At 63.9% G+C, this 14,322-nt stretch carries 12 protein-coding genes; 9 read left to right on the forward strand and 3 right to left on the reverse strand.

Features of this window, described 5'->3' with window-relative positions; all coding sequences use genetic code 11:
* Positions 1–200 precede the first annotated feature (200 nt).
* Positions 201–1,100: an LOG family protein gene (locus V7S54_RS03630; RefSeq protein ID WP_065372255.1), complete on the reverse strand. Its 900-nt coding sequence runs from the start codon at positions 1,098–1,100 to the stop codon at positions 201–203.
* 368 nt (positions 1,101–1,468) lie between these two features.
* Here V7S54_RS03630 and dapD point away from each other — a divergent pair, with 368 nt between their 5' ends.
* From dapD to V7S54_RS03645, 3 genes are all read left to right on the forward strand, one after another.
* Entirely contained in the window at positions 1,469–2,326 is an 858-nt protein-coding gene (gene dapD, locus V7S54_RS03635) for a 2,3,4,5-tetrahydropyridine-2,6-dicarboxylate N-succinyltransferase (protein WP_065372254.1), read from the forward strand.
* 4 nt (positions 2,327–2,330) lie between these two features.
* The gene (locus V7S54_RS03640) at positions 2,331–2,714 is read left to right on the forward strand and encodes a DUF805 domain-containing protein (protein WP_058329084.1); all 384 of its coding nucleotides are present in this window, start codon (positions 2,331–2,333) and stop codon (positions 2,712–2,714) included.
* Positions 2,715–2,966: 252 nt separating this feature from the next.
* Positions 2,967–4,937 (forward strand): DEAD/DEAH box helicase, encoded by a 1,971-nt coding sequence (locus V7S54_RS03645; RefSeq protein ID WP_065372253.1) that lies wholly within the window; start codon positions 2,967–2,969, stop codon positions 4,935–4,937.
* A 93-nt stretch (positions 4,938–5,030) separates the two neighbouring features.
* Here V7S54_RS03645 and V7S54_RS03650 read toward each other — a convergent pair whose 3' ends face one another.
* Entirely contained in the window at positions 5,031–5,348 is a 318-nt protein-coding gene (locus V7S54_RS03650; protein WP_065372447.1) for a DMT family transporter, read from the reverse strand.
* A 55-nt stretch (positions 5,349–5,403) separates the two neighbouring features.
* Between V7S54_RS03650 and V7S54_RS03655 the strand changes: the two genes are divergently transcribed.
* Entirely contained in the window at positions 5,404–5,826 is a 423-nt protein-coding gene (locus V7S54_RS03655; RefSeq protein WP_234792856.1) for a winged helix-turn-helix transcriptional regulator, read from the forward strand.
* 3 nt (positions 5,827–5,829) lie between these two features.
* On the opposite strand, the gene V7S54_RS03660 is transcribed toward V7S54_RS03655, so the two are convergent.
* On the reverse strand, positions 5,830–6,738 hold the full coding sequence (locus V7S54_RS03660) for a LysR family transcriptional regulator (protein WP_065372251.1): 909 nt from the start codon (positions 6,736–6,738) through the stop codon (positions 5,830–5,832).
* Between the two features lie 140 nt (positions 6,739–6,878).
* Here V7S54_RS03660 and V7S54_RS03665 point away from each other — a divergent pair, with 140 nt between their 5' ends.
* The 5 genes from V7S54_RS03665 (at position 6,879) to V7S54_RS03685 (ending at position 14,268) form a co-directional block, all read left to right on the forward strand.
* The gene (locus V7S54_RS03665) at positions 6,879–7,703 is read left to right on the forward strand and encodes an alpha/beta hydrolase fold domain-containing protein (protein ID WP_065372250.1); all 825 of its coding nucleotides are present in this window, start codon (positions 6,879–6,881) and stop codon (positions 7,701–7,703) included.
* Positions 7,704–7,786: 83 nt separating this feature from the next.
* Positions 7,787–8,989: an efflux RND transporter periplasmic adaptor subunit gene (locus V7S54_RS03670; protein WP_065372249.1), complete on the forward strand. Its 1,203-nt coding sequence runs from the start codon at positions 7,787–7,789 to the stop codon at positions 8,987–8,989.
* Between the two features lie 129 nt (positions 8,990–9,118).
* Positions 9,119–12,304, forward strand: coding sequence for an efflux RND transporter permease subunit (locus V7S54_RS03675; RefSeq protein ID WP_336408050.1), 3,186 nt, complete (start codon positions 9,119–9,121; stop codon positions 12,302–12,304).
* A gap of 187 nt (positions 12,305–12,491) precedes the next feature.
* Positions 12,492–13,685, forward strand: a complete 1,194-nt coding sequence (dapE, locus tag V7S54_RS03680; protein ID WP_065372247.1) for a succinyl-diaminopimelate desuccinylase — start codon at positions 12,492–12,494, stop codon at positions 13,683–13,685.
* Positions 13,672–14,268: a hypothetical protein gene (locus tag V7S54_RS03685; RefSeq protein WP_336408051.1), complete on the forward strand. Its 597-nt coding sequence runs from the start codon at positions 13,672–13,674 to the stop codon at positions 14,266–14,268. Before dapE ends, V7S54_RS03685 begins: the two co-directional genes overlap by 14 nt.
* Positions 14,269–14,322: the final 54 nt, after the last annotated feature.

Consider the following 14,322-nt stretch of genomic DNA (forward strand, 5'->3'; position numbering starts at 1 on the left):
CCCCCCTCTTTCCACCGCCCGGTGGAGAGGCTCCTGCCTACAGCGCCGCGCGTCTTAATCAGACGCGCAAAGGTCGCTGTAGCACTTTGAATTGCTGCATGTTTTTATCCTTAAATCGGCTACGATTTAAGGAAACATGCAGTAGCCCATAGCCCCTTGCAACTCGCGCAAGGGGCTATGTGTATTTTTGAACGCCGCGCCTAGCGCCGCCCGTTCGCCATCGGCACCGACTTCGGATCGACGGTTTCGTAGAAGCGGGCAATGATCTCCCAAGCCTCATCCGCCGTTTCGACAAAGTGTACCAGATCGATGTCATTGGGTGCGATCGTGCCAAACTCGGAAAGCGCCTCGAAGTTGACGATCGAACGCCAGAACTTTTCGCCGAAGAGAATGAGCGGCACCAGCGCCAGACGTCCGGTCTGCATCAGCGTCATCGTTTCAAAGAGCTCGTCGAGCGTGCCGAAACCGCCCGGGAAGACGGTGACGGCCTTGGCACGCAAGAGGAAGTGCATCTTGCGGATGGCGAAGTAGTGGAAGTTGAACGACAGTTCCGGCGTCACGAAGCGGTTCGGCGCCTGCTCATGCGGCAGCACGATGTTCAGCCCGATCGACGGTGCACCGACATCGTGAGCGCCGCGGTTGCCCGCCTCCATCACGCCAGGTCCGCCGCCGGTGACGACCACATATTCCTTGTGGTGCAGCTTGGCCGAATGCTCGGAGCAGAGCCGCGCGAACTTGCGCGCTTCCTCGTAATAGACCGAAGCCGCCTCGAGGTTCTTGCGCTGCGTCTCGTTCTTTGCCGCCCAGGCATCGCCGCCGGGCTCAGGGATGCGGGCGCCGCCGAACATCACTACGGTGGAATTGATGCCGCGTTCTTCCAGCATCATCTCGGTCTTCATGAGTTCGAGCTGCAGCCGGACCGGGCGCAGTTCCTCGCGGCAAAGGAAATCGTCGTCGATATAGGCGAGGCGATAGGAGGGCGATGCCGATTGCGGCGTGATCGGAACCGTCTGCGCTCGCTGCCGGCTCTGCGAGCTGTCGGCCAGTGGATCCCAGACCCCGTCCTTACGGCGCAGTGCGCGCTTCTTCATGCGTGCCATCGTGTCGTCTTTCCCGTCGCGTTCCGGACAATCGGCATCTCGTCCAGACGCGTCCTATCCTCAGTTCTCGATCATGAAGGTCGCAAGCGCACCAATGCGCTGCGCGCCCCTTGCGCGTCCCGAACGGGTGCGCGGCGCTGTAGTGCAGGAATCGCCCGGATTTGCCAACCCCGGGCAAGCGCATCGGCCTGAAAAGCCCTTCAACTTTTCAGGATCGTGTTCGTACAGCGACGCCCGTCATCCGAGGCGTGTCAAGATCGCTGCAGCACCTAGATCTGCTGCGTATTTTTGTCCTTAAATCGATTCCGATTTGAGGAATTATGCAGTAGAGCTTTCGCAGGATAACCGCCGAACTTTAAGGAATTCCGATGACGAACCACGACCTCACCTCCCTGTCGCAGACGATCGAGACCGCCTTTGAAGACCGCGATTCCGTCAACACCGGAACGCGCGGCGCAGTGCGCGATGCCGTCGAGACAGCGCTCAATCTGCTCGACAGCGGTAAGGTCCGCGTTGCCCAGCGCGGCGAGGATGGCGTATGGACGGTCAATCAATGGCTGAAGAAGGCGGTGCTACTGTCCTTCCGCCTCAACCCGATGGAAATCGTCAAGGGTGGACCGGGCCAGTCCGTCTGGTGGGACAAGGTGCCGTCGAAGTTCGACGGCTGGAGCGTCAACGAATTCGAGAAGGCCGGCTTCCGCGCTGTGCCGAACTGTGTCGTGCGCCGCTCTGCCTACATCGCCCCCAACGCGATCCTGATGCCGTCCTTCGTCAACCTCGGCGCCTATGTCGGCGAAGGGACGATGGTCGATACCTGGGCAACCGTCGGCTCCTGCGCCCAGATCGGCAAGCACGTGCACCTTTCGGGCGGCGTCGGCATCGGCGGCGTACTGGAGCCGATGCAGGCCGGCCCGACGATCATCGAGGACAATTGCTTCATCGGCGCCCGTTCGGAAGTCGTCGAAGGCTGCATCGTGCGCGAAGGCTCGGTCCTCGGCATGGGCGTCTTCATCGGCAAGTCGACCAAGATCGTCGACCGCGCCACCGGCGAAGTGACCTATGGCGAAGTGCCGCCCTATTCCGTCGTCGTCGCAGGCTCGATGCCATCAGGCTCGACCATGGGCAACGGCCAGCCGGCACCGAACCTCTATTGCGCCGTCATCGTCAAGCGCGTCGACGAGAAGACCCGCTCGAAGACCGGCATCAACGAACTGCTTCGGGACTGATGAGATGACACCGGAGGGGCCGCAGCCGAGCATGACCTGGCTGTTCTTCAGCCCCTCCGGTCGCATCGGTCGCCTGCCCTTCTTCCTGTCCTGGCTGTTCTGGTTCCTAATCGGCGGCTTCATCGTCGCCAGGATGGTTGCCAACGAAGAACACGAGACGGCGCTGGCCCTCTGGACACTGGCCTTCGCCATCTCGGCGATCGTCTCTCTGCCTTCGATCGCCATGCTGGCGATCAAGCGCCTGCACGATATCGGCTATCCCGGACCGCTCTCGCTCTGTCTGTTCATTCCCGTCCTCAGCCCGGTGGTTTTCATCGCGCTTTGCCTGTGGCCGGGTGAGCCGGGACCCAACGAATTCGGCGCGCGCAGCGACCAACCGGGATTATAGACACGATGATTTTGGATCGGATCGACCCAAAACCACAAACGTGATCGTTTCCTGTAAGTTGGAGCGGGATGTGGGCGGAAAACCGTGCACACCTTTCCTCATCCCGCTCTGGACCCTTCGCCCCTGTACAAGAACCGTGCGAGCGCGTATGTAGCGCGCCATGACAGGCCCGCGACGTGCTGGCCACGGCAATTCGCGCCAATGACGATCCGATCGTCCTGGGCATGACGACCGAAATCCGAAAGACACGATATGACTGAATTCGAAGGGATCGCGCCTGCGATCGCCGAGGCGTTGGCAAAACGCGGTTACAACGAATTGACGCCGGTTCAAAAGGCGATGCGCGACCCGGAGCTGGCCGGCAGGGACGCGCTGGTCTCGGCGCAGACCGGTTCCGGCAAGACCGTCGCCTTCGGCCTTGCGCTCGCGCCGACCTTGCTGGGTGACGAGCGCCGCTTCGGCCCGGCCGGCGCACCGCTGGCGCTGGCGATCGCCCCGACGCGCGAATTGGCGCTGCAGGTGAAGCGCGAGCTCGAATGGCTCTACGAACAGACCGGCGCGACCATCGCTTCCTGTGTTGGCGGCATGGACATGCGTACCGAGAAGCGCGCGCTGGAACGCGGCGCGCACATCGTCGTCGGCACGCCCGGACGCCTCTGCGACCATATCCGCCGCAACTCGCTCGACATTTCCTCGCTGCGCGCCATCGTGCTCGACGAGGCCGACGAGATGCTCGACCTCGGCTTCCGCGAGGACCTCGAATTCATTCTCGAGGAATCCCCCGATGACCGCCGTACGCTGATGTTCTCGGCAACCGTGCCGAAATCGATCGCGACACTTGCCAAGAACTACCAGCGCGACGCCGTGCGTATCAGCACCGCTTCCGAACAGAAGCAGCATGTCGACATCGAGTATCGCGCTCTGACGGTGGCGCCGAACGATCGCGAAAACGCGATCATCAACGTGCTGCGCTACTACGAGGCCAGAAACGCGATCGTCTTCTGTTCGACCCGCGCGGCCGTCAACCATCTGACCGCGCGCTTCAACAACCGCGGCTTCTCGGTGGTGGCGCTCTCGGGCGAACTCAGCCAGAACGAGCGCACCCACGCGTTGCAGGCCATGCGCGACGGTCGCGCCCGTGTCTGCATCGCCACCGACGTCGCCGCCCGCGGCATCGACCTGCCGGGCCTCGAACTGGTCATCCATGCCGACCTGCCGACCAACTCGGAAACGCTGCTGCACCGCAGCGGTCGCACCGGGCGCGCCGGCCAGAAGGGCGTGAGCGCGCTGATCGTGCCGGTCAACCAGCGCCGCAAGGCCGAGCGTCTGCTCGACGGCGGCCGGATCACCGCGACCTGGGCTCGCCCGCCGTCGGCCGACGAAGTCAGCCAGCGTGACGACGAGCGCCTGCTTGCCGACACGAGCTTTGCCGAGCCGATCCGCGAGGACGAACAGGCGATCGTCGCGGCACTTCTCGAGCGCCACGGCGCCGAGCAGATGGCCGCCGCCTTCGTGCGCCAGTTCCGTTCGGGACGGTCGGCGCCGGAAGACCTGATCGAGGTTACCGTTGGCGCCAAGCCGCGCCGCGACGAACGCGCACCGCGCGATGATCGTGCACCGCGCGAGGACTTCGGCGCCGATCGGGCCGATTTCAGCGACGGCAGCTGGTTCTCGCTCTCGGTCGGGCGCAAGCAGAGCGCCGAACCGCGCTGGCTGATCCCGATGCTCTGCCGCCACGGCAAGCTGACGAAGCGCGACATCGGCGCGATCCGCATGCAGCAGGAAGAAACCTTCGTCGAGATGACCGCCGAGGGCGCCGAGCGGTTCCTGTCGGCCATCGGCAAGGACAAGATGCTGGAGAAAGGCATCCGGGTGAAGCCGCTCGCCGGCGCGCCTGACCTTTCGCAGCAGCGTCAGGAAAAGCCGAGCTACTCCAAGGACAAACCGAACTTCTCCAAGGACAAGCCGGCCTTTGCCAAGAAGCGCCCCTATTCCGACGATGCTGTGCGGAGCGATGATCGCGGCGACTTCAAGCCGAAGCGGAAGTTCGAAAAGAAGGCCGCCTATTCCGATGGACCGGCCCATACCGAGGACCGGCCGCCGGCCAAGGCTGCAGACAAGCCCTGGAGCAACAAGAAGAAGGGCAAGCCGGACGCCGGCAAGGACGGCGGCTTCAAGCCCAAAACCAAGCCCAAGGGCAACGCCAAGAACCGCCAGGGCTAAGCCGACACCGGCAGAGTTCACAGTCAGTCAAAAAAGCGCCGCGATCCGATCGCGGCGCTTTTTTCGTGAGCATGGTTGCGAGCGATGCTCGTCTCAGGCCTCGAGGAAGCGAAGGCCGGCGACGGCGACGATGATCATCGCGATGCAGGTGATGCGCATCCAAGAGACCGGGTCGCCGAAGAGCACGATGCCGAGCACGGTGATGCCGACAGAGCCGATGCCGGTCCAGGCGGCATAGGCCGTGCCTGCCGGCAGGTCCCGCATCGCGATCGTCAGGAGATAGACGCTGCCGAGCGCTGCGGCGATACCGATCACACTCGGCACCAGCTTCGTCCAGCCCTCCGCATATTTCAGCGCCAGCCCCATGACGATCTCGATGAGGCTCGCCGCTATCAGAATGATCCATGCCATGTTCGTCTCCATCGGAATTCTCACATGACGAACAAGCTGGTAGCATAGGCACCGAATGACAATTACGCACCTTTTGGTAACTATGGAAAATCCCGACAAACCAGCGACCGCGACGTCCGTCCCTGACGTCTTCGATCCGACCTGTTCGTCACGCCATGCGCTGGAACTGATCGCCGGCAAGTGGCCGATGCTGATCATCTCGGCGCTCGAAGGCGGGCCGATGCGCAATGCCGCGCTGATGCGCCGCCTCGGCGACATCTCGCAGAAGATGCTGACGCAGACGCTGAAGGACCTGGAACGCAACGGCCTGGTTGTCCGCAAGGATATGAAGACCGTGCCGCCGCATGTGGAATACAGCCTGAGCCCGGTCGGCCGCTCGCTCAGCGAAACCCTGCTGGTGCTCGATCGCTGGGCGGAAACGCATTTCGGCGCGCTGGATGCGGCGCGCGAGCGCTACGATGCCGAACGGAGCCGGTGAGCCTCAGGCATCGAGCTGCGACTGGGCGACGACCTTGACCACCCAATCGGCAAAGACGCGAAGGCGGCTGCTCAGGTGCCGGTTCGGCGGGTAGACGAGGTAGATCGGCATGGATTCGACCTCCCAATCCTCAAGCACCGGGCGCATCGCTCCGGACACGAGATCGTCACGCACCATGAAACGCGGCGCCTGGATCACGCCGAGACCGGCACGGGCGGCCGCGAGATAGGTGGTGGATTCATTGGCGGCGACGGCATAGCGGCCGTTCACCTCGATCTCCTCGTTGCCGCGTTTGAAGTAGAACGGCATCTGCTGCCCGGTCTGCGACCGGAAATAACCGACGACATAGCAGTTCTTCGAAAGATCCGAGGGGTGCTGCGGCATCGCATGGCGCGAGAGGTAATCGGGTGCTGCGCAGGCGACAAAGCTCATCTCGGTGATGCGGCGCGCGATCAGCGACTGGTCCGTGAGCGTGCCGACTCGAATGGCGCAATCGACATTCTCGGCCACGTAGTCGACCGTCCTGTCCGAGACCCCGAGGTCGATCTGAATATCGGGATAGCGCTTGTGAAACTCCGGCAGGGCCGGAATGACGATCAGGTTGGCAATCGCGCTCGCCATCTCCACCCGCAGGCGCCCCTTCGGCAGGGTTTGGGCGCTCGACAGGCTACCGTCGAGTTCATCGAGGTCGGTCAGCAACCGAGCGGCCCGTTCGTAGTAGAGCGCACCGTCGGGCGTCACCAGCACGCGGCGCGTGGTGCGGTTCAAAAGTTTTGTGCGCAGATGCGCCTCCAACCCCTGAATGAGATTGGTGAGGGTCGCCTTGGGCATATTCAGCGAAGCGGAAGCACGGGTAAAATTTCCGGTTTCGACGACCCGGAGGAACGCACGCATGGCCGTGAGCTGGTCCATTTTCAAGAGCCATAATTGTTCGAGAATACGAATAGTGTAGTCAGTTTGAAAAGACTATTCCAGACAGAAGACAATGTTATTCTCCTATCGTGGCGTGTTGTCGCCACATGTGGGTTGAGCTCGGGCCGAAGGCAAGAGAGATGGGCGAACTGTTCAAAGTGGAGACGATGCAGACCGGCCAAGGCTGCTGCACGGCACGCGTCTACCGCGGCGAAGCTTTGCTCAATCCGCCGCCGGTCGTGCTGCACCTGCATGGCGGCTCCTTCATGGGCGGAACGATCGCCGCCGGTGAGCGCGTCGCCGAGGCGCTTGCGGCGGCTGGAGCCGTGGTGATCTCGCCGGAATATTCCGCAGCTTGCCTCAATCCGTTTCCCGCGGCGCTTGATGTCGCCTACGCCATGCTGTCGTCGATGCGCTCGCGCTGCCCACAGTTCGCGCATAAGAAATCGTCGCTGTTCGTAGCCGGCGAAGAGGCGGGCGGCAATGTTGCCGCCGGCGCCGCGCTGATGGCGCGTGACCAGTATCTGACCGACCTCAAGGGCCAGATCCTTTTGTCGCCGATGCTCGACCCTTGCCTGGCGACGGAATCGTTCCGGCAATACTGTCCGCAGTCCTCGGCGCAATCGATCGCCGATGGCTGGCAGCGCTACCTCGGGCAAAGCGGCGGCTTCACGCATCCTTACGCTGCGCCGGCCCACTGCACGCGGCTCACCGGCCTCGTGCCTTCGCTGATCCTGACCAGCGAGGAGTGTCCGATGCGCGACGAAACCGAAGCCTATGCCAAACGCCTGCGTCAGGCGGGCGTATCGGTTGAATCTCACGTCCTGCCGGGACGCGCCGGATGGCTGCCGCAGAATACGGTCGCCAAGGAAAACTGGGCGGCGCAGCAGGAAGAAATTACCGGCATCTTCTCCCGATTCTTCCAGAAGACGGGGGCGAAGCCGGCGGAAATGACGGTGCGTTAGACGAGAGCGGCGGTCCCCAGCCCCTTCGCCTTGTCTGACATCGAAAGCAAAGCGCCGGCTCCCAACCGGCAAGGAGAGAAAAAATGACATCGACAATGACCCGTCGGGCCCTCTGGGGCGCCGGCCTGAGTATCCTTTTGTCTGTCGCCGGCGGTGGTGCCGTCATGCTCGGCCTGCCGCAGCATTTCGAGGCCGACGCCGCAACCGAGACCGCCGCGGCGCCACCTCCGGCCGTGCCGGTCTCGGTGTCGCGGGCGCAGTCCAAGCGTATCACCACCTGGGAGGAATTCTCCGGCCGGCTCGAAGCGATCGAGCGCGTCGAGGTTCGCCCGCGCGTCGGCGGCGCCATTCTCAAGGCGCATTTCCGCGAAGGCGCGCTCGTCAGGCAGGGCGATCTCCTGGTGACGATCGATCCCGAGCCCTATGCCGCGGCCGTCGAACGGGCGAAGGCCCAGGTCGAGGCAGCGGAAGCGCGCGTCGCGCTCGCCAAGATCGAACTCGACCGTGGACGCAAGCTGGTGACCACCAGTGCCGTGCCGCAGAGCAGCGTCGACCAGCGCTCCAGCGCCTATGACGAAGCGCAAGCCGAAGTGCGCTCGGCCAAGGCGGCGCTGCGCACAGCCGAACTCGACCTGCAATATACCGAGGTGCGGGCGCCGATTTCCGGCCGCGTCGGCCGGCTTGACGTCACCGCCGGCAACCTGGTCGCCGCAGGCTCTGCCTCGCCGGTGCTGACGACACTCGTCTCGGTCGATCCGATCTATGCGAGCTTCAACGCCAGCGAAGAGGTGGTCACGACCGCACTCGCCAAGCTTGCCGCCTCGGCAGGCGGCGACGCGATCGAGCGCCTTCCGGTCCAGGTCGGCACCGCCGCCGACGAGGGTACGCCGATCACGGGCCATATCCAGCTCATCAACAACGAGGTGGATGCGGCAACCGGCACGATCCGGGTGCGTGCAGCGCTCGAAAACGCCGACGGTAGGCTGATCTCCGGCCAGTTCGTCCGCATCCGCATCGGCGAGCCGGATCCCGAGGAAAAGCTCGTGATCAGCGACCGCGCCATCGGCTCCGACCAGGACAAGAAGTTCGTCTTCGTCGTCGGTACCGACAACAAGGTCGAGTATCGCCAGGTGAAACTCGGGCCGAATTCCGACGGTCTGCGGATCGTCGAAAGCGGCCTGAAGTCCGGCGAGAACATTGTCGTCAACGGCCTGCAGCGGGTTCGCCCCGGCGTCGTCGTGGCGCCGCAGCAGGTCGAGGAAACGACTGCCTCGATCGCCAAGTAATCAGGTGCCTCTTTGCCTGGTGTGAAGAGGCGGCCGGCCTAGGCATCACTCAGCAGACAGCGCCGCGCGGCGACACCTTTCGCCGCGGAACACCCGCCGTCTGCCCGAACTCGTCCCAAGGGGGATACCATGAATTTCTCACGCTTCTTCGTCGACCGTCCGGTCTTCGCGGGCGTTCTTTCGGTCCTGATCTTCGTGGCCGGCCTGATCGGCATGACCGGTCTGCCGATCTCCGAATATCCCGAAGTCGTGCCGCCTCAGATCGTCGTGCGCGCGCAGTATCCGGGCGCCAACCCGGCCGTTATCGCCGAGACGGTGGCGACACCGCTCGAAGAACAGATCAACGGCGTCGAAGGCATGCTCTACATGCAGAGCCAGGCGACCGCCGATGGCCTGATGACGCTGACCGTCACCTTCGAACTCGGCACCGATCCCGACCAGGCCCAGCAACTCGTGCAGAACCGCGTCTCGCAGGCCGAGCCGCGGTTGCCCGAAGAGGTGCGCCGCCTCGGCGTCACCACCGTCAAGAGCTCGCCAGACCTGACGCTGGTCGTGCACCTGATCTCGCCGAACGGGCAATATGACATCAACTATCTACGCAACTACGGTGTGCTGAACGTCAAGGATCGGCTGGCCCGCATCGACGGCGTCGGCCAGGTGCAGATCTTCGGCGGCGGCGACTATTCGATGCGCGTCTGGATCGACCCGCAGAAGGCCGCCGAGCGCGGCCTTGCGGCAAGCGACATCGCCAATGCGGTGCGCGGTCAGAACGTCCAGGCGGCCGCCGGCGTCATCGGCGCCTCGCCCTCCGTGCCCGGCCTCGACCTGCAGCTTTCCGTCAACGCTCAAGGGCGCCTGCAGACGCCCGAGGATTTCGCCAACATCGTCGTCAAATCCGGCGCCGAGGGCGAAGTGACCCGCCTTGGCGACGTCGCCCGCGTCGAGATGGGCGCTGCCGACTACTCGCTGCGCTCGCTGCTCGACAACAAGCCGGCCGTCGGCATGGGTATCTTCCAGGCGCCGGGCTCAAACGCGATCCAGATTTCCGAAGAGGTGCACAAGGCCATGGCCGAGCTGAAGCTCACCATGCCCGAGGGCGTCGACTACGAGATCGTCTACGACACGACCCAGTTCGTGCGCGCCTCGATCGAGTCGGTCATCCATACCCTGCTCGAAGCGATCGCCCTCGTCGTGCTCGTCGTCATCATCTTCCTGCAGACGTGGCGCGTCTCGATCATCCCGCTCGTCGCCGTGCCGGTCTCGATCGTCGGCACCTTCGCTGTGATGTATGTCTTCGGCTTCTCGATCAACGCGCTCAGCCTTTTCGGCCTGGTGCTTGCGATCGGCATCGTCGTCGACGACGCGATCGTGGTGGTGGAAAACGTCGAACGCAACATCGAGCAGGGCCTGTCACCCGTCCAGGCGACCTATCGCGCCATGCAGGAAGTCTCCGGCCCGATCATCGCGATTGCGCTGGTGCTCGTCGCCGTCTTCGTGCCGCTCGCCTTCATCACCGGCCTCACCGGCCAGTTCTATCGCCAGTTCGCGCTGACGATCGCAATCTCGACGGTCATCTCTGCCCTCAACTCGCTGACGCTGTCTCCGGCGCTGGCCGCCCTTCTCCTGAAGGACCATCACGCGCCGAAGGACTGGCTGACGCGGGCGATGGACAAGGCCTTCGGCTGGTTCTTCCGTGGCTTCAACCGCTTCTTCGGGGCAAGCTCGGAGGCCTATGGCCGCGGCGTCGGCCGGATCCTGACGCGCAAGTCGCTGATCATGGTCGTCTATGTCCTGCTGCTCGGCGTCACCTTCACGCTGTTCCGCGCCATCCCCGGCGGCTTCGTGCCGGCCCAGGACAAGCAGTACCTGATCGGCTTCGCCCAGCTTCCTGATGGAGCAACGCTCGACCGCTCGGAAGACGTGATCAAGCGCATGAGCGAGATCGCGCTCAAGCATCCGGGCGTCAAGAACGCCATCGCCTTCCCGGGCCTGTCGATCAACGGCTTCACCAATTCGTCGAACTCCGGCATCGTCTTCGTCGCCCTGAAACCCTTCGAGGAACGTACGACGCCCGAACTGTCAGGCGGCGCGATCGCCATGCAGCTCAATCAGGAATTCGGCGCGATCCAGGATGCCTTCATCGCCATGTTCCCGCCGCCGCCCGTGCAGGGCCTCGGCACAACAGGCGGCTTCAAGCTGCAGCTCGAGGACAAGAACGGCCTCGGCTACCAGGCGCTCGACGAGGCGACCAAGGCGTTCCTTGCCAAGGCCTACCAGACGCCTGAGCTGGCCGGGCTCTATTCGAGCTTCCAGATCAACGTGCCGCAGCTCTATGCCGACCTCGACCGCGTCAAGGCGCGCCAGCTCGGCGTGGCGGTCACCGACGTCTTCGAGACCCTGCAGATCTATTTGGGCTCGCTCTACGTCAACGACTTCAACGCCTTCGGCCGCACCTACAGCGTGCGCATCCAGGCGGATGCCAACTACCGCAGCCATGCCGACGACATCGGTAAGCTGAAGGTGCGTTCGCAGACCGGCGAGATGATCCCGCTGTCGGCGCTGTTGAAGGTCGAGCAGACCGTTGGTGCCGAACGGGCGATCCGCTACAACGGCTTCCTGTCGGCCGACATCAACGGCGGCCCGGCACCGGGCTTCTCGTCCGGCCAGGCGCAGGCAGCCATCGAGAAGATCGCCGCCGAAACGCTGCCACCGGGCATCGGCTACGAGTGGACCGATCTCACCTACCAGCAGATCCTGGCCGGCAATTCCGGTATCCTGGTCTTCCCGCTGGCGCTGCTGCTCGTCTATCTCGTGCTCGCGGCTCAGTATGAAAGCCTGACGCTGCCGATCTCGATCATCCTGATCGTGCCGATGGGTATCATGGCGGCGCTGGTGGGCGTCTGGCTGACGGGAGGCGACAACAACGTCTTCACCCAGATCGGGCTGATTGTGCTGGTCGGCCTGTCGGCGAAGAACGCCATCCTGATCGTCGAGTTCGCCCGCGAACTCGAACTGTCGGGCAGCACCCCGGTCAAGGCCGCGATCGAGGCGAGCCGGCTGCGTCTGCGCCCGATCCTGATGACCTCGATGGCCTTCATCATGGGCGTGGTGCCGCTGGTCACGTCCACCGGCGCCGGTGCGGAAATGCGCTCGGCCATGGGTGTCGCGGTCTTTGCCGGGATGATCGGCGTTACCGCCTTCGGCATCTTCATGACGCCGGTGTTCTACGTGCTGATCCGCAAGCTCACCGGCGAGCGGCCGCTGAAGCACGCCGGAGCCCATATCGAAGCGCCGCATCTCGCACCCGGAGAATAGGGCCCTTCTACCCCGTTACACTCTTCACGCGGGCCGGATCCATCCCGGCCCGCTGACGCTGCGGCGTCGCGCCTCCGCCCAGGCGCGGCGCCGCATTGCATCCCGCGTGACAGTTCGCTGGCGATCGGATAAACCAGCAGCCTCCATTCCATTGGCCCCAGCGGCCAAGCAGACGGCATAGCGTTAGATGACCCCCACCGATCCGATCGCCAATCTCGCCACCCTCATTCGCTGCCCCTCGGTCACCCCGGCCGAAGGCGGAGCGCTTTCCGCCCTGGAGGCGATGCTGAAACCGCTCGGCTTCACGGTCGATCGCGTGATGGCGAAGGACGTCGGCACGCCCGATATCGAAAACCTCTATGCGCGGCTCGGAAGCGAAGGCCCGCACCTGATGTTCGCCGGCCATACCGATGTCGTTCCGGTCGGCGACGAGGCCGCCTGGAGCCACGGCCCGTTCTCCGCCGACATCGCCAGCGGCGAAATGTACGGCCGCGGCGCGGTCGACATGAAGGGCGGCATCGCCTGCTTCGTCGCCGCAGTCGCCCGCCATATCGAAAAGCATGGGCTCCCGACGGGTTCGGTTTCCTTCCTCATCACCGGTGACGAAGAGGGGCCGGCGATCAATGGCACCACCAAGCTCTTGCAATGGGCCGCAGACAAGGGCGAGCGCTGGGATGCATGCCTGGTTGGTGAGCCGACCAATCCGGATCATCTCGGCGACATGATCAAGATCGGCCGGCGCGGCTCGCTCTCCGGTCGCGTCACCGTCAACGGCGTGCAGGGCCATGCCGCCTATCCGCATCTCGCCGACAATCCCGTGCGCGGCATCCTGCAACTGACGCAGGCGCTGATGGATCCGCCCTTCGACAACGGCACGGAGAGTTTCCAGGCATCGAACCTGGAGGTGACGACGATCGATGTCGGCAATGGCGCCGTCAACGTCATTCCGGCCAAGGCGAGTGCCGCCTTCAACATCCGTTTCAACGACACCTGGACGGCCGAAAGCCTGATGGCGGAGATCGTCGCGCGGCTCGATCGCGCCGCAGCTAGCGGCAGGCTGCGCCCGGACCGCGCACCTGTTCGCTACGAGATTACCTGGGCCGAGCGTCCGAGCCACGTCTTCCTTACGCGCAACAATGCGCTGATCGATTCGCTTTCGGGCGCAGTGGAGGCTGTCACCGGCCGGCAGCCGAAGCTGTCGACCACGGGCGGCACTTCGGATGCGCGTTTCATCAAGGACTACTGCCCGGTGGTCGAATTCGGCCTGGTCGGCCAGACCATGCACATGGTCGACGAGCGCGTGGCCGTCGCCGACCTCGAGACGCTGACGAACATCTACGAAACCTTCATCTTCAGCTGGTTCGGCCATGCCGCTGCTTGATGAGGTGCTTGCCTATATCAAGGGCCTCTGGCTCTTGGCACAGGGCAACGAGGAGGGATTCCGCTGGCTCGATTTCAGTGAGAGCGGCCTCTGGCGCTCCTTCACCTCCATGCTCTGGTGCCTGCCGGCGATCGCCGTCACATGGGCGTCCTGGCGGTTCTACTATCTCTCGGTGATGCCCGCCGGAACGACCATCGGCTTCGGTTTCATCTTCAAGCTTCTGGTCGTCGATCTCGTCAGCTGGCTGCTGCCGCTGGTGCTGATTGCCATACTGTCGCGCCCGCTCGGTTTTGCCGGGGCCGTGGTGCCCATCGTCGTCACCACCAACTGGCTCTCGGTCCCGCTTTCCTACGCGATGGCCATTCCCGCCGCCATGCGCCTGATCATTCCGGGAAGCCAGGGCCTGACGAGCCTGATCTGGCTGGCGCTGCTCGTCGTCAGCGTCGCGGTCCTCTTCCGGCTCTTGCGCATGATAACGGGCAACCAGATGCTGCTGGCCTCGGCGCTGACGGCGCTCTTTCTGCTGCCGTCGATGATGATCGGTGATCTCTTGCAGCGCTTCTTCGGCCTGATTCCGGGCTAGCGCATGTCGCGCAAAAGTGCGGAGCGGTTTTGCGATAACGACATGCGGAATTTC

This window comes from Ensifer sp. CCNWLY38, from assembly GCF_037120565.1.
GTDB classification, from domain to species: domain Bacteria; phylum Pseudomonadota; class Alphaproteobacteria; order Rhizobiales; family Rhizobiaceae; genus Ensifer; species Ensifer adhaerens_H.